Annotated in this window: 12 protein-coding genes and 1 pseudogene; 6 read left to right on the top strand and 7 right to left on the bottom strand. The window is 50.7% G+C overall.

The window, feature by feature from the left end; genetic code table 11:
- Positions 1 to 48 precede the first annotated feature (48 nt).
- Positions 49 to 852 (bottom strand): DUF6694 family lipoprotein, encoded by an 804-nt coding sequence (locus J3P97_RS23455; protein WP_434672862.1) that lies wholly within the window; start codon positions 850 to 852, stop codon positions 49 to 51.
- A gap of 386 nt (positions 853 to 1,238) precedes the next feature.
- On the opposite strand from J3P97_RS23455, the gene J3P97_RS23450 reads away from it, so the two are divergent.
- The 3 genes from J3P97_RS23450 (at position 1,239) to J3P97_RS23440 (ending at position 4,939) form a co-directional block, all read left to right on the top strand.
- Positions 1,239 to 2,681, top strand: a complete 1,443-nt coding sequence (locus J3P97_RS23450; protein WP_434672861.1) for a hypothetical protein — start codon at positions 1,239 to 1,241, stop codon at positions 2,679 to 2,681.
- The gene (locus tag J3P97_RS23445) at positions 2,672 to 3,604 is read left to right on the top strand and encodes a hypothetical protein (protein WP_192020396.1); all 933 of its coding nucleotides are present in this window, start codon (positions 2,672 to 2,674) and stop codon (positions 3,602 to 3,604) included. Before J3P97_RS23450 ends, J3P97_RS23445 begins: the two co-directional genes overlap by 10 nt.
- A gap of 243 nt (positions 3,605 to 3,847) precedes the next feature.
- Positions 3,848 to 4,939, top strand: coding sequence for a hypothetical protein (locus tag J3P97_RS23440; RefSeq protein ID WP_434672860.1), 1,092 nt, complete (start codon positions 3,848 to 3,850; stop codon positions 4,937 to 4,939).
- 226 nt (positions 4,940 to 5,165) lie between these two features.
- On the opposite strand, the gene J3P97_RS23435 is transcribed toward J3P97_RS23440, so the two are convergent.
- Both J3P97_RS23435 and J3P97_RS23430 read right to left on the bottom strand, forming a co-directional pair.
- Positions 5,166 to 5,918 carry an SIR2 family NAD-dependent protein deacylase gene (locus J3P97_RS23435; protein ID WP_192020394.1) on the bottom strand — a complete coding sequence of 251 codons (753 nt, stop codon included), beginning with the start codon at positions 5,916 to 5,918 and terminating at the stop codon, positions 5,166 to 5,168.
- Between the two features lie 88 nt (positions 5,919 to 6,006).
- A complete protein-coding gene (locus J3P97_RS23430; protein WP_024685811.1) occupies positions 6,007 to 6,267 on the bottom strand; it encodes a hypothetical protein in 261 nt (86 codons plus the stop codon).
- A 99-nt stretch (positions 6,268 to 6,366) separates the two neighbouring features.
- Between J3P97_RS23430 and J3P97_RS23425 the strand changes: the two genes are divergently transcribed.
- A complete protein-coding gene (locus J3P97_RS23425; protein WP_192020393.1) occupies positions 6,367 to 8,040 on the top strand; it encodes a DUF262 domain-containing protein in 1,674 nt (557 codons plus the stop codon).
- Between the two features lie 423 nt (positions 8,041 to 8,463).
- Positions 8,464 to 9,783 (top strand): DUF6602 domain-containing protein, encoded by a 1,320-nt coding sequence (locus J3P97_RS23420; RefSeq protein ID WP_434672859.1) that lies wholly within the window; start codon positions 8,464 to 8,466, stop codon positions 9,781 to 9,783.
- Between the two features lie 395 nt (positions 9,784 to 10,178).
- Here J3P97_RS23420 and J3P97_RS23415 read toward each other — a convergent pair whose 3' ends face one another.
- Genes J3P97_RS23415 through J3P97_RS23400 form a run of 4 tightly spaced genes read right to left on the bottom strand, consistent with a single transcriptional unit; the run spans position 10,179 to position 16,523 of the window.
- Positions 10,179 to 11,579, bottom strand: coding sequence for a tyrosine-type recombinase/integrase (locus J3P97_RS23415; RefSeq protein ID WP_192020391.1), 1,401 nt, complete (start codon positions 11,577 to 11,579; stop codon positions 10,179 to 10,181).
- The gene (locus J3P97_RS23410) at positions 11,572 to 12,180 is read right to left on the bottom strand and encodes a hypothetical protein (RefSeq protein WP_024685815.1); all 609 of its coding nucleotides are present in this window, start codon (positions 12,178 to 12,180) and stop codon (positions 11,572 to 11,574) included. The genes J3P97_RS23415 and J3P97_RS23410 overlap by 8 nt, the downstream gene beginning before the upstream one ends.
- On the bottom strand, positions 12,167 to 14,263 hold the full coding sequence (locus J3P97_RS23405) for a hypothetical protein (protein ID WP_406227516.1): 2,097 nt from the start codon (positions 14,261 to 14,263) through the stop codon (positions 12,167 to 12,169). The genes J3P97_RS23410 and J3P97_RS23405 overlap by 14 nt, the downstream gene beginning before the upstream one ends.
- Positions 14,250 to 16,523, bottom strand: a complete 2,274-nt coding sequence (locus J3P97_RS23400; protein WP_434672858.1) for a hypothetical protein — start codon at positions 16,521 to 16,523, stop codon at positions 14,250 to 14,252. Before J3P97_RS23400 ends, J3P97_RS23405 begins: the two co-directional genes overlap by 14 nt.
- An 89-nt stretch (positions 16,524 to 16,612) precedes the next feature.
- Here J3P97_RS23400 and hrpB point away from each other — a divergent pair.
- Positions 16,613 to 18,748 (top strand): annotated as a pseudogene (gene hrpB / locus J3P97_RS23395) (ATP-dependent helicase HrpB); the annotation flags it as partial.
- Position 18,749: the final 1 nt, after the last annotated feature.

Here is an 18,749-nt window from a genome sequence, read left to right as displayed (position 1 = left end):
GATGAAATTCAACCTTAACCACGAGTCTGTTATAGAGCCTGCACCACGTTACTGAGCGTATTTTGTTTGGAGTGCGGTTAGCCTCGTTGCATCACGCTCGGTGAATGAGCCTGCGTCGAATAAAGGCTTATCATCAGCACCATCAAGCCGTTCGACGGTAACGGTGAAAATGGCATCCTTTGGTGGTTCGACCTTGCCCCAGTCCGAGAACTGATTAGGGGCGAGACTCCAGGATTGAGATTCGCCTGGTTCCAAACCACCGCTGATTGAGTAATTGAACGTTTCGACAAGCCAAGGCACTGAGCGTCCAGGAGAGGCTATGGTGCCTTTGAAATACGCCCGTGACACGGCGCTGGCAGTCCCGTTATTCACCGTTATTTCGATGATAGGTTGGTTACCAAGGCCATACTCTTTGGCCCTTTGATAAAAGCGAGACTTTGAAACCTGAAAGCGGGCTAATTCTGTTTTTGCAGCTTCGGATTTTTTTTGCTTTTCGACCAGTTCCTGGATTTCCGTCAAGGCCTGTTGCCGTTCTTGCTCCGCACGTTCTGTTCGTACTCGGTTTGCTTCATCGGCAACCTGCTTAGCAGTCTTTCCGTTGAGGGCAGCAAGCATGTCTGCGGAGACACCTTCAGCATTTTTCTTGCCCTGTAAAACCTGAGAAATATCGAGCCCCTGAAATGCAAGCACCATCACATCAGATGCGAACAGCTTGCGCTTGTCCTCAGGCAAGCTCGCAGCAACCTTCGCCGCAGAGTCTTTGAAAGCCTGTTGTGAGCTACCGTCCAGCTTCGGCTCGCCACAGCCAGCCAGCATCCCTGCCATAAGCGCTATGCATATAAATCGACGCATCCGCATTCCCTCTCAGAAAATTCAGGGCAGCATATCAAAATGATGTCGGAATGCGATCCGTGCAGGTAGGCGGGACTCCTTTGACGGGGAGTCTAAAGTTTTATAGTCCTTCGCTCGGCAGCGATTTCTTCGAACCATACCAGTCACCTGAAAGATTTCAGGCTTGTCATGTGCGATCCGCTGATGTCTGGTCTGCGACTATGGCGATGAAAAACTGACATAAAAAAATAATCTGAATATTCGAGTAGATTCGTTTTAGGAGGATTCGCAGTCGTTCTTTTTTGGATATCATGTGGCCATTAGGCTATGGATTTATGACTAATAACTAAGTCATAGTTTCCAAGGTTCTTGGTTAGTATTGCTGGTATATGGTGAAAGGATTAGATATGCCTATTATTGTGGGGCTGCGTATTGAGGAAAGGTTGCTGGACTTGGTAACTCCAGAAATGCTGGATGTTGGGAAGGTTTTTGAGATTGACTCAATAAATTTGCTTCTGGGTAAAAATGGTTCTGGAAAAACTCGTCTTCTTAATTTGATCGCCGAGGCGATATCTGCGCCAGGTAGTAATGGCTCAAAAGTCTACATACAAGGTCGATCCGGGGATGTCTCTATCTTGAATAGAGATGAATCTGATCTTTGTGCTATTTACTACTTAGGGCTTCCTTATAGGAGGAAGATGAGTCGAAGGGGTGGGCTTATTGATGCGTCCCCAAATAATAAAAATACTGATCAAATAACTGAAGAGCATGGCCGTATGCGCCAGCTTGGAGAGATCGCTACTGCATTGGGAGTTGACACTAAGCTTAAAGCCAGTTTGTCGTATTCCAAAAATATCCACAGATCAATACTTGTGCCAGCTTTGAAGCAGGCTAGACAAATAACAAATGCAAGCCTTTCAAGCTTAGTAAAAAGCCTCGCAAACCAAGAGTCCACGTCTCTAAAGGATCCTGGTTATTTAAAAGATCTGGATTCTCTCATAGAGACAACGCTCACGGATATTGCGGAGTTTTTAGATGAGTATGTTGAGGCACATTTGCCAGGTAGGGATTATATATATTATCTTTCCGGGTTAGAGAGCCTGCTTGAGGAGGAAGACGATGATGGCGATAATTATGCTTTAGCGTTTTTGAATTATTTAGGTCTTGTAAGTGGGGATTACTTTGCGGAGCTCGACCCACTCCATGAATTGGTTGCCAGATCTCAAGAGGCCATCAGAAATTACGGTGGGGTGCCAATGTACTCTGAACGCTCAATCTCTTTTTCCATTGATGGTTTAGGTCATTTAAATGCTATTCACCAATATGATACGCCTATTAAAATCGAGTGGACGATGCTTAGTTCAGGGCTTCACGCCCTCATCGATCAATTTGCCCATATTGGTGATGCGATAGAAAAAGCAGCACGTCGTGGGCGTGATTCAATTTTGTTGATGATCGATGAGGGGGATGCTTATCTACATCTTGATTGGCAAAGAAAATATCTCACACTTCTGAATAAGTATTTGGGGCGTTTAAAGAGGCATTATGAATTGCGCAGCTTGCAGGTGTTATTGGCTTCACATTCACCATTGATAGCTGCTGATATGCCAGGACTCTTCGTAACCAATCTAGATTCTGATGTTCGAATAAAAACGTTTGGTGCGCCAATTGAAGATGTGATTGCAGGATCCTTCGAATCTAGCTCCCTCGGAGTTTTTGCTGCAAGTAAAATCAATGAGATTTATGATCGGGCGCGGAGGAATAAGCTCTCTAGTGCAGATAAAAGACTGATTGAGGAAATTGGAGATGAAGCCATACGTTCTGCTCTCATGAGGGGTGGATGGTCGTGATTATTAGTATTCAGGATGTGTGGTCGACAGCCGTGGCTGATCATGCAAGGTTTCTAGAAGGAAGTATTGATAAAGGCTTGGAAAAACTAAGTAATACATTTATCGAGCGAGCAGTGTCCAAATTTATACTGGATAATAAGTACCGTATTATCTATGGTCACTCAGTTGATCTAGCACAGTGCATTGAGAAATTCTCAGAAGCTTTTCCAGGTGTGCTAATCAGAGAGTGCGCTGTTGATATTATGGGAAAGATCTTTGATTACGAATCTTTCTCTGCTAAGTCTAAGAAGCCTTGGACGGCGTACCATCTATGCTTACAAGCTCGCTATAAAGTGTGCTGTTACTGTCATTTGGTAGATACTGGTACCTGCTTGCCTGATGAGGAAACAAAGGGGTACCGTCCTCCAATTGATCATTACTACGGGAAGGCAGAATACCCTTTTTTATCCTTGTCTTTATTCAATTTCATCCCTTGTTGTGAAAAGTGCAATGGACGCCAAATGAAGGGGGACATTGATTTTTCTCAAAAACTTCATCTTAATCCGCTTGTAGATGAAGAGTCGATTGAGTTTTTCTTAGGGCCAGCTCTTGAAGTTGAAGATAAATTGGCTGAGTTCGCGTCCTTTGCATTACCTAGGGAATGCTATCAGCTAGATTTGCAGTCAGTGCGGAACCATGAAATATCTTTAGCGTCAATTAAAACCTTTCAGTTGAAAAGGCGATATCGAGCGTATTCCAATCAAGCCTATTATTTAGCTAAAAAGCTTCGTGGTTCGGTCTCCAGGTTGCAGTTTCACCAAAGCGAACTGGACTTTCGAACTGAAATTGAGGACTACTTAGAGTTTAAGCCGGAAGAATACAAGTCTGTTCCATATGGCAAGGTAAGAATGTGCATGGCGAAGCAGTTCGGTGCAGAAGTGTAGACCAAGATATTTCATTCGCTTGGTAGGAGTCAGAGGCGAACACTTGGTCGCAGTCTAGCGATATAAGGGCTCACAACCCTGTGGTTGGAAAGGTAAGTGTCGCATCTGGCATAACCCGAAGCTCTAATTTTGGGATACAGGCGTTGGCGTTGAGAATTTAGGAGCTGACATTGTGCTGATTGTAGAGCGCAGCTTAGGCGCCTGATGGCATGTGGATGGTTGATCACCTCAAGGTAGGCGAGATTGAAAGCGAAATCTAAAAAGACAGAATGGATGCTACCGATTGACTTTCCGGTGGATGATCTTATTGAGGTGAGTGAGATGCTGAGAGCAGCAAGCTTGCTTACGCCTGGATACCTCCCTCCCGACGCAGGCATATATGAACCTGCCGTGTACTTTTACGCGCGAGATCAGGGCGTCCAGACGGTCATACTGCCGGATCGAAACGTAGCCTCGCGTATCGCGCAATTAGCTAAAGGCAAAGAAACGACCAACGACAAGCAGCTCAAGCTTTCAGCCGCACTGCTAGGATTTGCTCAGCTTCTGAATATCGATTTTGAACCTGGTGTTTCCTTCCATGAGCTGGCTCACCGATGTGGTAACACCAGCTCAGCGGATGAGCTTGGTTGGTTCAGGGCGGCTGACAACGCCCCTCCACAGGATATGCTGAACGTAGCGCTCGATAGGACAAATCGTGTTTCCCGCACCTATACCCCGGTCGAGGCATCGCACCTCAATCTAGAACTGCCATTGAAACGCTGGAATCGAAATTACATCACCGCGCTCAAAATTCTGGAGTTAGACCTCGCTCCAGGTGAGCAAGTCGACAAGATGCTTCGTCTTCTAGATTGGATGAGTACGAGTCTTGTATTCGCGGGGCCTGCTCTGATGCTCGCGTGTGTGTACCTGGGTACTCATTCGCCTGCTCGCAAGAATGTGTTCAAGAACAGCAGGTCTGCTGATCGCATGGCGGCGATCGCTGGGGTGAGAAACGCTGCATGGGATATCACTCATCTGAGCGATTTTATTCTTCGCTCAAACGAGAGCGCCGATCTCGGGAACGTTCAATATTTGCTTGCTAGCTTCGATGCACATTTGAAGCTAACGACGAACCTCCTGATGACAGTAGGCCGCGAAGGGAGCGATGCCTCGCTTATCGCAGCTGGGCTTGCCCAGTGGTGGGGGGCAAAGGACGCTCAGCGTATTGCACATGAAGTAGTCATTCAGCTCCGACGAATCAATAGCGACTCGCACGTTCCCAAAACATCTGACGATCCCGATTACATTTCCAAGCTGATACTGCTCGGCGAGCGCTTGGTGAAGGAAGCCATCTAGCATTCAGAACAATGCCTGTGTTTATGTTCTGCGTTATGTCTAGAGCCTAGACGGTTGGGTTACGCCCAGCTTTGCCATGCAAGCGGAGCGCGCAGGCTTGAGGATGGAAGCCCGCAAGGGCCATACCCGGGCTTGTCCGGGGTTTGGTTCACGACAGCCGTACCCCGCTAGGGGGCAAGCCCAAAGCAAAAACGATGTGGATCGCTGGCAACTACGATGTAGGAACTTATCCGAATGCCTCGTTAAGCAGGCTCTGCACCATCACAGAGGCAGGGCCTTCAAGAAAGTGCTCTTGGCTGCTGACATCAAACCGCACAGGATTGATGTGAACAACAGTCGCCCCGTGGCCTAAAGCACGTAGTGGTAGCTCAGCTGCAGGGTAAACAATCCCGGACGTACCAATCGAGAGGAAGACATCGCATTCCTCAGCCGCTGCGAGACCTGCACTCCATGCGCCTTCAGGAAGCATCTCGCCAAACCAAACGACTCCAGGTCGAAAACACCCATCACACGCTCTGCATCGCGGCGGCTCAATCCGACTTCCACCCTCAGGCAGAGCATCGGACGTGAGGGGCAACGTATAAGCCAGCCCGCAATCAATGCACCGAGGCGTATGCAGGCTGCCGTGCAGATGAATCACATCTTGGCTACCAGCGCGCTCATGAAGGTCATCAACGTTCTGGGTCACCACGGTCAGCTTGGGCACGTGCCTCGCTAGTTCGGCGATAGCGAGATGAGCACCGTTTGGCTGCGCCTGCAGAACCTTATGCCGGCGCCATTCGTACCATCCCCAACACAGTGATGGATCAGCTCGGAATGCTTCGCTGGTCGCAAGTTGGGCGGGATCGAAGCGCTCCCATAGTCCCGTCAATGCGTCTCTGAAAGTCGGGATGCCACTCTCGGCTGAGGCACCAGCGCCGGTGAAAACTACGACATGCTTAGTCTCCCGCAATTGCTGAGCTAGGGCACTGGTGATCATGAGCATTCCTTGGGGTGGATTTCAGTTGAGGTGCCGGCACTATGGGCTATGAATCGGTAGCTGATGTCGTCATCCAAACCAGGAAATTCTAAGCCAATCCTCGTTCAACCATACGATCCAAAAGCGCTTGAGGATGAATGCGGTAAGTGCCTACCCCAACCCGTTGCGTGAAGTGGTCATAGGTTGGGCTGCTAACGCCAGTGGTCATTTCCGAATTAGATAAGAAGACGCCTGTGTAAGTTTCAGCAATTTCGCTGAAAAGCTGGATTACAGCTTGTCTCGTGACAACGAGACCTTTCCCTAGATGACCGTCGATTACAGCATCGAGCACGTTGGTGCGCAGGCTCATGGTGTGTTCCTTGTTTTCAGGTATGACTGCCAAGGGGATGCTAGCTATTTTTGCTGGCCAATGGCTATTCTCTCATCATCTCTACGGCAAGGAACGCGCATGAAGCTCAATCCGCTACATCTCAAGATTGCTGGCCTGCTTGAAGGAAGACTTTTTCGAATTCCCGAATATCAACGAGCCTACTCATGGACATCCCGTCAGCGGAAAGACTTATTCGGCGACATCGAGGAGGCGTTTCGATCTGGTCGCGAGCATTTCATGGCAACGTTGGTTGCCTTGGCCAAGGAAAAAGAGACCCGCCTTCTTGGCGTTGACGAGTTCAAAACTGTCGAGCTGGTTGATGGCCAACAACGTGTAACGACTCTGATCATCCTTATGAAGGCGATTGAAAAGGCTCTCGACAAGGATGATTTTACGCAAGCCAAGGTACGGCGGGAGTTGGGTGAGCTGCTTGTAAAAGGAGACGACCATTCTCTGATTCTGCTCCAGACAAACCATGACGCGAGTCAGGTTTTCACCAACTACATCCGCAAGGGGTTGGTGGAGGAAGGCTCCGCAAAAACTGCTGCAGATCAGAACTTGGTTGAAGCTGCCCGTGACTGCGAGCTCTTTGTGAGCAAATGGTTGGCTCGTGGAGATACGATCTTTGAGCTGTTGGTGACCATCAGGAATAAGCTGACGATCATTTACCATGAGATTTCTGACGAGGCTACGGTATACCGAGTCTTCGAGGTTCTGAACAGCCGTGGGCTGGATGTGAAATGGATCGACAAGCTCAAAAGCCAGCTAATGGCGCTCATTTTCGAGCACGTTGAGGGTGGTACTCGCGATGAGGCAGTATCTGAAATGCAAGACGTCTGGCGGGGCATTTATCGCTCGCTGGAAAACAGCACACGAATCGGAGACGAAGCTCTCCGATTCGCAGGAGCATGGGCCTGTGACGCACGACCGAATCGGATTCCCAGTGAAGCAGACTCGACTGCATTGCTAACCTTAAAGGCGGGTACGCAGCTAAATACGATTGCAGAGGTTGGTCATGAGCTCGAAGCGGTCGTGCAAGCGAACCTGCGCCTATTCCGAGATCCGCGCCTCCGGGCCGTAACGCGCATCGTGCACGCTCGGTTTGTTGCCGCAGCGATCATCCTGCGGAAATTCGATAAGAAGACAGAGCAGGAGCTCCTGGGTAAATGGGAGCGCGCAACTTTTAGAATCTACGAGTTGGCGAGCCGAGACAGCCGTCACAAGGTCGGGGAGTACATCCGCCTTGGTTACGAAATCTACCGGAATAACCTGGATAGAGATCAAATCCTTATCGGCTTGGAAAAAATCTCCAACGGCTATTCCATTGACGAGGTTTTGAACAATATTGATTGGGTGAGCAGCTACGATGGCTGGCAAAATCAGCTGCGCTATGTCCTTAACCGTTATGACGAACACTTGGCCAAGCTCGCAGGGCAGAAGCTAAATGAGAGCCAATGGGGAAAGATCTGGGAGCAGGATGCCGCTAGCTCAATAGAGCATATTGCACCGCAAAGCAGTGGCGTTGAGTGGATGCACCACCTCGGGAATCTGACGATGCTGCCACCTGGAACAAACTCTTCGCTAAAAGCTAAGCCTCCGGTTGAAAAGATAGACGTCTATCGAAGCTGCGGGCTGATTGCCACGATCCATGTCGGCCAACAGATTCATGACGCTGAATCTTGGACTGAAGATATGGTTCTAGCTCGAGCACAGAGCATCGAAGACTTCATCAGGCTGGAATGGGCCAACTGATCACGGTGTAAGTCACGTGAAATCAATCTTGGAGGTAATCGCTACCTCCAAGTGGGCTGCGTAGGCCGGACTGAGAATTGCGGAGATCGGTGGGAACGGCGGATGAGGTGGTTGCCTGCATAGGCCTCGACAGTTAGCAGAGGCAATCCTGTTGCAAGCACATCTGATGCAGTGAACTGGAAGTTGCTGAAGCAAAGCGCTAATTTAGCAGTCGACCGGCACCTGATGACGTAAGACCGTTCCGCCTGAGATTCTATGATTCGCGCAATAAAATGAAACTTCAATATATCATTGATTTTCTTTCTGTTTTTCGCCAGCAGGAGTTAAGTGCCGACCAAGCTTTTCAGTTTTATGCTGATAAAAATCAGCACTTCGAAGTTTAAGCTAGTGTCCTTTTTCTATTTTTCGAGTTTGGGTGGATAAATGAGTTTAAAACTTCTGGCTGACGTTCTAAAAGCGATAATTGACCGCGAAAAAGAAATTCTCAATGAGCATGAAGTCAAGCACGGCCCGACGATTGGTGATATGTACGAGGGCTTGACTAAGTCTATCCTTGAGAGGCTTAATCTGCCCGCTCTAGGGTTGAAAATTGTTTCTGGATTTATGAGGGCGGGTGAGAATTTATCAGGCCAAATAGACTGCATGATAGTAATGGGTGAAGGAGAAAAAATAAAATACCTTGATCGCTACATATATCCTGCTCGACAAGTTTTGGCCGTGATTGAGATAAAAAAAACTATTTATTCTACTCAGTTTGAAGAAGCCTATGGGCAGCTTGCGGATGTGCTTCGTATTTCCAAGCTCGATTTGAGTTTGCAGGAGGCGGAGGATAGCCTTGAGTTCAACACTATTCGCCCTAGCTTGGAGTACATGAAGCTATTTGGGGAAAGGCCGCCCAGATATGAAGATAACGAGAATTTACCTCTCGCGAAACGAATGGTGTACCAGTGGCTCGTTAATGAGCATATAGCACCGTTGCGAATCGCTATTGGATATTATGGATTTAAGACGCAGTCTGGTTTTAGAGCAGCTATAAGCTCTTTTTATGAGGGGAAAGAAAATTTACCAGGCTACGGGATTAGGGATATGCCAAGCTTGGTTATAAGTGAAAATTCCTCGATACTTAAAACAACTGGCTTGCCTTATAGCGGTGACTGGCACGATGAGGGCGGTTGGCTGTGGTTATGCTCAAGTGATGCTAATCCAGCGCTATTGATGCTAGAGTTTTTAATTGACCGTATCGAGCGAGTGCTGGGGATTACAGTTAATCGCGGTGAAGATGTAAACTTAGAGGTTAATAATCCCTTGGTTTCAAGTATGCCTGTGTCACTTCAGCATAGAATACTTCACGTCGCTCATCATGTAGTGCCTGCGAGAGAAATCCATGAGAATAATGGTGGAGGGCAGTGGCATCCCTATAAGCTATCTCTGGAAGAGAAAGAGTTGCTTGAGCTAATCTCTGAGATTGGTGGCTTATCAGCTAGAGGTAAAACTTTAAACTCATTCAAGTCTCGTCATGAGATTTCAGATTTATCTCTGTTCATGAGTAATATGCTGAAAGCAAGAGTTATTCTTCGGAATGGTGATATCTACACCGCCTATCCCGGCGTGGTGATTGTGAAGGTTCAGGGTGAATTTTATTGTGCAGATAATTCCGGGGGTAGGCTTGCTCAGTGGGTCAATCTAAGATCCGACAAGCCTTACGGCGAGGGCATGTATTTGAAAATTGGGGATGAACTGTAGACTACTACTTAGATGCGGGCCCGAATCAGGAGCTTCGTCATTATCTTGTCCCTTGCTCAATGAGCCAGGTAGCTGGCTCTCGATCTGAACTCTGCTATCCACTTTTGTAGGGCTATCGCGTCGGCTTCAAAGATGTCCAACTCGACATCGCTACAGGGCAATTCGTCCGACTGTGCGTGGGTCAGATGCTTGAGGATGGAAGCCCACAGGGCCAAAACCAGGCGCTGCCGGGGTTTGGTACACGAGAGCCGTCCCCCGGAGGGTGCAAGCCCAGAACGTACGGCGTAACGATCCCGATTCGGGACATTGAAGCCATTTTTACCCCTTAATGTATCTATATGGGGGCATTAGGAATCGCGCCCCATCGCCGAATGCCGCAACCCTTGGGGTCACAGTCATTTGGGCTTAGCGTCATACCTAGATAGCTCGCGATCTCGCAGTTCCATCAACTCGTCACTCTTGCGCACGAACTCGTCCGGAGTGATTTTCTTGAGCTTGAACTCTTTGTAGAGAGCATCGTACTTCTTCTGGTAAAGCGCCAGGGTAGTAGTCTTGTGTACGCTTTCGGTGGCATCACCTATGCCATCGTTTCCTTCAAATACTTTTGTCAGGTAGTCCCTCAAAGATTCGATGCTCTTATGGCCTGTCCACTCTCTTACCTTGCGCAAAAACTCTCTGTCGCTAATCAGTGCAGCTTCGAAATCATCCTTGCTTTCAAATTTGTGTCGTTCGATGAGTAGTGTGAACAAATTCGTGATGAAAGCGTGACGGAACATGTGCGCACATGCTTGTTCCTCGATGCCAGCAGCCTTTCTTATTAGTGATATGATCGATGTGAAGGACTCGACGGCTAATGGGCGCCCTGTTGTCTGAGAGATGAACAGGTAATCATTGTTGTTTTCTGAATGCTTTTTGATTATTTTCTGTCTTTCGTGAATATATTTTTTGACCTCGTTCAATGCAATCGCGTTGACAGGAACTTCGCGGATGAAGGCGTCCCCTCGCTTGAGCGTTACCAGCCTCAGCATTGGGTACTTCATAAGTAGAGCATCTCGTAATGACGACAGCGTTAATGACGCAATTTCTGCTCGACGGGCGCCGGTATGCTGCAGTAATGTTATTAGGGCAAGGTGTCGTGCATTGAGGAAATCCGACCCGCTTCCTGAATTAATAGCCAGTTCCATGCTATCGATGTTGTGCAGAGGGATTGGGCCGCGTGTATGTTCGCGAAAGGGTAAGGGGTGCGCATGGTGTGAAGTAGTATTTATCACGACATTTTGATTGTTGAAGGTGCGGATAACTTCTTCTGTAGTTAGTTTTATAGTTCCTTTGCGTGAAACGAAATTAGGGTCGCCATGAAAATCCCCAATCCATGCAAGAAACTTTAAGCATTCCCTGCCAATGTTGATCGTGGTTCCATCTTTCCTTTTAGGTTTGCCGGGACGTGTCGGGTGGGGTTCCTCTATTAATTCGATAATGAAGTTTTCATAGAACCTGTCAGTTATGTGATAGGGGTCAATGCCATGCTGCCAGCATCGTTTTATAAGCAGGCTGATATTGCTAGCGTACTGGCCTATCGTCCCGCCTTTGCTGTCCTGTCTACGGCCATCAGCGGAAATCTGTTGATGCTTTCTGGCGAGGTGAAGTAAGTAAAGGTTTGCGATATGACAGGGGTGGTTATTAGGCCACTTGATGTAGGGGAATTTATAGAATGACTTCTTTCGGGCCTTAGTCGCGGAAAACCTATGAAATAGATCAGCATGATCTAATGTTTCCACAAGAAATCCGTCAGTCATTTTTCTTACCCTTGGCCGTGATCGATACGACAGGTGCCTTTTGTATTGATGGGATTTGATACATTTCAGGGTTTAAGCTGGTAATCGCGGTGATGCGTTTCAAAATTTCCGCAGCACGAATCTTGCGAGTGACTTCATCTGGCGCGCTAACAACACCATCCAATTTGCTACGAACGTCGGACAATGTTTGAAGGAGTATTAGATTTGCGCGTTTGTGTATATCCAGGTTGAGATTAGCCTCCGCCAATTGCTCAAGGAGCGCTTCTCGGGTTCTATTATTTTTCGGAAGCGGCTTTCCCTCTTCCTTTTTGATAGCCAATACAGCGTTTTTACGCAGGCGGTCTATTGCGTCAAACCCCCCTGGTAGTCGCTCCTCAGATCTTTGCTTAAATGTGTTTAGGCTTAGAGGCAATATTTGCAGCGTTTCACCCTCGACCGTGGTCAGCAATTCGAGCTTGGCCAAGGATGCTTGGCTAATAAGCGCTTCTCTCACCACGGTATTATCGAGATACTTCGATGGCGTCGAAATTACCGCTAGCAATAATTTTCTAGCATTCTCAATTGACGTGGTTTGAATAATTTTAACTTCATCCCAATCCATCTTGTTTCCTCAAAACAACAAGTATTTCAACCCGGAAGCCGGTATCACTCTCCAAGAAAACTGGCTCCATCGTCATCTGTCCGGTTTCCATAAGAAAATCAAGGTATCCTGCAAGCTTTTCCGCATCCATTACTGATACATTTCGAGTCCCAAATTTATCCTCAATCAGGTCAATCACATCAGTATAGTGCGTGGCGCCTCCCGTGGTCATACGCTCACTTACAGCCTGTGCCAAGGTGTTTCGGAGCTCCTTGCCTGGCAGCTCCTCTGTTATGTAGTTCCAGATGTGCGCCGGGTCAGTGTGCCCGAACATCCACTGGAGGATGCCCGCGTTTGCCCCGTAGCCACAGTGCAGGAAAACCAAGGCAAAGAATCGCCTCAGCTGATGCTGACGGATGTAGTAGCGGCGCCCCTGGCCGTCACGCTCGACCTCAAAATAGTCGCAGAACAGGTCAATGTTCTTGTAGTAGAGGTAAACGTCGCAGGGTGTCAAAGAGCTTGTGCCGATGACGCCAGGGGATGAAAACAGGGGAAAATGGTGTTCGATGAAGCCAATCTCGATCAGCTCCTTCTGGAAGTCGATCAGCGTCTGAACCATCTCCGCTGCAAGAGGGTCGATGGGGCGGGCATTCCGAGCTCTTAGGCCTTTCAGACCGCGACTGGACTTCGCGATGCGGGCAATTAGCCAGCCTTTGTCCTCGCTGAGGCAGTTGATCGGGTCGAGACTGCGTAGCTCACTGCCACGCTTCGCCATGGTTGCTCCGACCAACAACTGGATGGCCCCGTAGTAAACCCCGATAAGCTCCAGTAGGCCTGCGTTGCTTCGTAACTTGCCAAAGTAAACTTCCTTGGACTCTTTGAGTTCAGTGCCAGGATCCCTACCGCTGGAGCGAGTCGAAATGCCCAGATACTGCACCCCTAAATCAGCGATGGAGGGTTCCAGCAGCGAGAGGATAGTCTCGTCCGGGATACCTGTGATGTTCACCTTGTGTTTGACAGAATACTTGGCGATGTTCACATAGCTTTTAAGAAGCTGTGGGCCGTGTTCAAAGTGGAACTCAATCCCATCCTTGATCGACTTGAAGATGATTGGAGTAGGGACGTTTTTGAAGCGTCCCATCTCCGCACCACTAACCTTAAAGGTGGCAATATCTCTGAGATCTTGTTTGCTGGGAAGCTTTAAGTCGAGGGCCGAGATCTTTTGCAAGAACGTAAAAACAGTACGGTACAAGACTAAGTCCCGCTTGGTCATACAGTCTGGGTTGCCATTAGTGACTGGGACGCTGTCGAACTCGCGAATGAAACGGTCTATACGCCAAACAAAGCCTAGTATGCTGTGCAGAGGCTTGAGCCGCTTTTTTCCTGCTAAAGTGTCTTTGTAAAGAAGTGCGCTAACTCGTTTTGAGTTTACGTTAAGTCCACCATTCGGATTGGTATGGTACATCTTATTAATATAAAGCGCGGCTCGTACACGCGGGATCAGCTCTAGAGGGATCTCCAGCGTATTCTCTTCAAGCTGAAGAGGTGTTATATCTGCGAGGGAAGGGTGTTCTTCCAAGCACTTATCAATACTTTCCTCGCTGGTTGTCTGCAAGAGGGACATGCAGTAGTCCGTGAGGCGGTTGTTCCAGTCGTAAGTGCTCACGGCAACGTAGCTGCTCGTGCCAATCTGGTCGATGATGTCGCACATCACGTCATAGGTAAGCGCGGCTAGGCCGTGCTCGACCAACTCCAAATCCTCAGCGCTTTGAAGGATATGATCGATAACCGTGATTGTTCGTCGGAAAGAGGCTGACTGTGAAGCCAAGCTATTGGTGAAGCTAGGCCCCGTAGCACTTTCAGTCGAGGCGATCAGCCAGCATTGCAATGAGTGTAGGAGTTTGATGTGCTGCGGATCTGTTAACAACGAACCGTCGTACAGGTGGACACGCCAGTCTAGACCTTGGTCAGCCTTGTAACCAAAATTGTATTTCCATACGGGCTCCCGAAAGGTTGATACAAGCCAGGGTGCCGACATGAAGTGTGCTATGTCGCGCTTCTTGAAAAGGCTGGCGAAATGGGCGAGGTGTTCAGGATGCTGCATGAATCATGTTCTCGTAGGCACTGGGAGTGCAGTTCTTGAGGGCGCACTTCAAGTGGGCGTGCATGACTTTGTCGTGGCTTTTGAGGATGTATTTTTCGACTGTATCGCAGACCTCAGCCCAGTATTTGGCCAGTCCTCGAACAGCTAGCGGCGTCTTACTCAGCGTGATGGCTTCCCTGATGGACACAAGCGCGGTCATGCTTTCAGCAGACACAGCGATACCCACCTCGACAACCTCGCCATTGACCAAGAGATTTTCCTCCCTGGTTTTGAGGTTCTCGGGCACCTCCTTGAGCGTGTACCGACTCAGAAACTCATGAAGGTGTTCGAACTTGTCAAACTTGGAAGCACGAAGTAGGTATGTACTGTCTTTCATGGCTTCGCAGATGATGCCCTTCTGGAATATGCGCACATACCGGGTCGCGAAAAAATCGTAGATCGCGGTGGGCAGATAAGAGTCCAGCAGGTCTCGACTCAGGTGGGCGTGGCCGAGCTTTCTGGCTAATCTCGGTAGGCTGTGGTTCTGAATGTAATCGGCAACCGCTGCCTGAGCGCGAACCCTGGAAATCGAGAGCTTCTTAATAAACTCCACCAAGTCCTCGCCCCTCTTCGCTGTATAGGGTGATAACCGCTCAATGAAGAAATTCCGCTTTATCGTATTTTTCTCGACTGCAGCTCGATTCAGAATATTACTGTTGGCAGTTATCGGATAGTTGAAACTATGCCCGCAGGTCAAGAATAGCTTTTGCCATGTCGGATCACCCTGCTTTTTAAGGTACTGGCGAAGTGGCTCTGTGATCTGCTCGACCATACGCACGAGCGCAGCTGCCTTAGGATGCAGCAAGATTTTTTGCTCGGAACTCTTACTCCCACGGCGATCCTTGAATCCAATCAGTTCATAGCCCTTATCAGTCTTCAGGAATGAAACCCTTTTAGGGCCGTCCCAGATCACCAAGTCATCCATAAAGGTGGTTGTGATTTCCGGATGGTAAAGAGTGAGTAAGCACTGAAACGGCAGCATGCTATAGGTCGTGGGAAGGCCAAGTTTTAGTGCGAGTGCGGGGAGTCTGAATCCGTAACGGAGACGCGCGTCAACGGTCGTGCACATCCCTTCTTCTTCGAAGGTTCGGCAGATATTTTCAAAGACCAGGTTTTCGAAGTCGAAGTCGTTTCTGGGATTGCGGACAACGTGCTCTAGAATCATCCCATCCTGGGCGTACCTAACCCGAAGTTGTTGGGCTTTACGGATTTTTAATACCTCTGATAATCCCCATTTTTTGACGCACAAAAGATCACTGGCAATGTCTCCGTAAAGGAGGTCGATAGCCTGTATGTCCGTGACATGCGCCGGTACTTCTGTCAGAAGTTTGTCTTTGATCTCGATGCCATGTTTGTTCTTCTTGATGTTGAGCTCTGAACCTCGCCGAGAGATTCCGGGAGGCAAAGGTATGGAGTCTTCTTCACCTGACCATACATCTGTTTTGAGGAAACACCTGATGATCAGGTCGCGCATAGTTCTGAAGGTGCGAGCATTAAGGCCTGTGTTCTCATTGCGCTCATATTCAGTCTCTTGGTAGTACCAGAAAAAATCCTTGAAAAATCCTTCAAGGAGTTCCGGGGACTGGAAAGCTGCCGGGGGGAAGCGAAAGCTATTCTCAGCTATGTACATGGCGAGCTTGTTAACCATGGGGCTCGAGACTTTTGCGCGCTTCATAGAGTCGCGCCTGATCGCTTCATGGAAGGACTTGGTGAACTCAGGCCCCTGCGAGTGATACATCGCATTCAGTTTGAGATAAACCGGTTTTCCTTTTTTACCCTTGACCATCCAACCACTCCAGAACGACACGGTCTCCGGATCTAGCTTGTGCTTGCTCTCTTGCCATACCTGGTCGAAGTGAGGCAATTGGGCACGAGACCAAGTCACTGGCTGCAGGCCAGGAATCTGATCGATCAAACCAGAAATCATTTCAGCCGCCGTGATTGAGCGGATCCGGACGACCTCGTCTGCAAGTTGGGTAAGGTCACCGACATGCAGGTTTCCAAGAAAGCTTTCGATTAGCCACGTGAGCTTTTCGGCTTCGAGGTTTGACAGGCTGAGGTGCTCGCCTAGGCAGTGGCAGTGACAGTCGAAAAGCTGAAGAGCATTCCCCCTTAGCGCATCGAATCTTGTGGGAGTCATCAAAAGCTTGCACGCCAGCTCATCATCAATGGCTTGAAGTGGGTAGTGAGGCAGGTAGGCCTTGCTTTTGATGATTGTCACGGTTTTTTTTGTCCATGATTGCTGGCTTAGTCCAGAAAGAGTAGTGGTTAAGTCGAACTATGACAATATGACAAATCAGCAAACTCACGGAGCGCAGCCTCGACGCCGACCTTGCCTTGGCCTTGAGCCTCAATGGCCGTGAGCTGTTTCGTGACGAGCAGCCGCTGAAAATCCTGCTGATGTCCGCGACCCTGGAAGGCGAGCGCCTGGCCGGGTTGCTGGACGATGCGCCGATCCTGCGCAGCGAAGGACGCATGTTCCCGGTGACGGTGCGCTGGGGCCGGCCATTCCAGCCCGGCGAATTCATCGAGCCGCGACTGGTGCAGACCCTCCTCGAAGCGCTGCACGACGAAACCGGCAGCGTGCTGGTGTTCCTGCCGGGGCAGGCGGAGATTCGCCGCGTTCATCAACAATTGGCCGAAGCCTTGGGCGAGGGCGGCAACGTGTTGCTGTGTCCGCTGCATGGCGAGCTGGACCTGGCCGCCCAGCGCGCCGCCATCGATCCGGCACCGCCCGGCCAGCGCAAAGTGGTGCTCGCTACTAACATCGCCGAGACCAGCCTGACCATCAACGGTGTGCGGGTGGTGGTCGATGCCGGGCTCGCCCGCGTACCGCGCTTCGACCCGGGCAGTGGCATGACCCGCCTCGATACCCAGCGTATCTCCCGCGCCAGCGCCACCCAACGGGCCGGCCGGGCCGGGCGACTGGAGCCGGGGGTGTGTTACCGGTTGTGGTCCGAAGACCAGCATGAACAGCTGGCGGCCTACGGCAGCGCCGAGATTCTCTCGGCGGACCTGGCCGGGCTGGCCCTGCAATTGAGCCGCTGGGGCGTGACGCCGCAGCAGTTGACGTGGCTCGACGTCCCGCCAACCGCCGCGTATGCCCAGGCGCGGGATTTATTGCAGCGCCTGGGTGCGCTGGACGGTGGACAACTGACTCGGCACGGCCAGGCCATGGCCGAGCTGCCGGCCCATCCGCGCATCGCGCACTTGCTGCTGCGGGGCCAGGCGCTGGGGCTGGCGGACATGGCCTGCAATGTCGCGGCGCTGTTGGGCGAGCGCGACATTCTTCGAGGCGCCGGCGCGGATTTGCACAGTCGCCTGGCGTTGCTGTCCGGCGAGGAACGAGCGGCACGCGGCGCTCAGGGCGGTGTGCAGCGGGCGCGGCAATTGGCCCGGCAATATCGTGGCTACTTGCGCGGCAAGGCCGAGGAAGCGGTCGCCGATCCCGAGCATCCGCGCTGGCTTGGCGCGCTGTTGGCGCTGGCCTATCCGGATCGCGTCGCGCAACAGCGGCGACCCGGCGGCGCGGAATATCGCCTGGCGAATGGGCGCGCGGCGCTGTTTGCCGAGGCCGATAGCTTGATGAAGCAACCGTGGTTGGTGATTGCCGAACTGGGAAGTCGCCAAGGCCAGCGGGAAGAACGGATCTACCTGGCGACGGATTTCGATCCGCTGCTGTTCGATTCGGTGCTGGCAGAGCAAGTACGTACCGAAGACCAACTGGATTGGGACGAGCGCGAAGGCGTGCTGCGGGCCGAGCGCCAGCGCAAGGTCGGTGAACTGGTGCTTAGCCGCGAGCCATTGACCGGCCTGGATGAATCTGCCCGCAGCCGGGCGCTGGTGAACCTGGTACGGCGCAAGGGGTTGGAGTTGTTGCCGTGGACGCTGGAGCTGCGTCAGTGGCAGGCGCGGGTGGCGCTGTTGCGTCGGCTCGACCTGGATACCAAGGGCGACAGCGAGTGGCCGGACGTCAGCGATGCGGCGTTGCTGCTCAGTCTTGAAGACTGGTTGATGCCATATCTGGGCCGGGTGTCGCGCCTTAGTCATTTTGCCAACCTGGATCTGTCGAGCATCGTCCGTAACCGGTTGCCCTGGCCTCTGCCGCAAAGGCTGGACGAACTCGCGCCGCAGCACTTGAGCGTGCCTTCCGGTTCATCGATTCGCCTGGATTACAGCGAACACCCACCTATTCTGGCGGTGCGCTTGCAGGAGCTTTTCGGCCTGGCCGACACCCCACGTATCGCCGGTGGTCGGCAGGTGGTCAAGCTGCACCTGCTATCGCCCGCGCGCCGACCAGTGCAAGTGACCCAGGACCTGGCGAACTTCTGGCGTAGTACTTACGCCGAGGTGAAGAAGGATCTCAAAGGACGGTATCCCAAGCACTACTGGCCGGACGACCCGCTGGTGGCGGAGGCGACGGCGCGGGCCAAGCCTAGACGCTAGT

Source organism: Pseudomonas sp. R1-15, assembly GCF_051132085.1.
In the GTDB taxonomy this organism is placed as follows: Bacteria; Pseudomonadota; Gammaproteobacteria; order Pseudomonadales; family Pseudomonadaceae; genus Aquipseudomonas.
The sequence above is the reverse complement of the archived record's forward strand: the minus strand, read 5'-3'. Positions and strand labels throughout refer to the sequence as shown.

What these genes read in the sequence shown, in the direction of transcription:
- J3P97_RS23455 (WP_434672862.1), bottom strand. Translation starts at nt 852, where the DNA reads ATGCGTCGATTTATATGCATAGCGCTTATGGCAGGGATGCTGGCTGGC.
- J3P97_RS23450 (WP_434672861.1), top strand. Translation starts at nt 1,239, where the DNA reads ATGCCTATTATTGTGGGGCTGCGTATTGAGGAAAGGTTGCTGGACTTG.
- J3P97_RS23445 (WP_192020396.1), top strand. Translation starts at nt 2,672, where the DNA reads ATGGTCGTGATTATTAGTATTCAGGATGTGTGGTCGACAGCCGTGGCT.
- J3P97_RS23435 (WP_192020394.1), bottom strand. Translation starts at nt 5,918, where the DNA reads ATGATCACCAGTGCCCTAGCTCAGCAATTGCGGGAGACTAAGCATGTC.
- J3P97_RS23430 (WP_024685811.1), bottom strand. Translation starts at nt 6,267, where the DNA reads ATGAGCCTGCGCACCAACGTGCTCGATGCTGTAATCGACGGTCATCTA.
- J3P97_RS23425 (WP_192020393.1), top strand. Translation starts at nt 6,367, where the DNA reads ATGAAGCTCAATCCGCTACATCTCAAGATTGCTGGCCTGCTTGAAGGA.
- J3P97_RS23420 (WP_434672859.1), top strand. Translation starts at nt 8,464, where the DNA reads ATGAGTTTAAAACTTCTGGCTGACGTTCTAAAAGCGATAATTGACCGC.
- J3P97_RS23415 (WP_192020391.1), bottom strand. Translation starts at nt 11,579, where the DNA reads ATGACTGACGGATTTCTTGTGGAAACATTAGATCATGCTGATCTATTT.
- J3P97_RS23410 (WP_024685815.1), bottom strand. Translation starts at nt 12,180, where the DNA reads ATGGATTGGGATGAAGTTAAAATTATTCAAACCACGTCAATTGAGAAT.
- J3P97_RS23405 (WP_406227516.1), bottom strand. Translation starts at nt 14,263, where the DNA reads ATGCAGCATCCTGAACACCTCGCCCATTTCGCCAGCCTTTTCAAGAAG.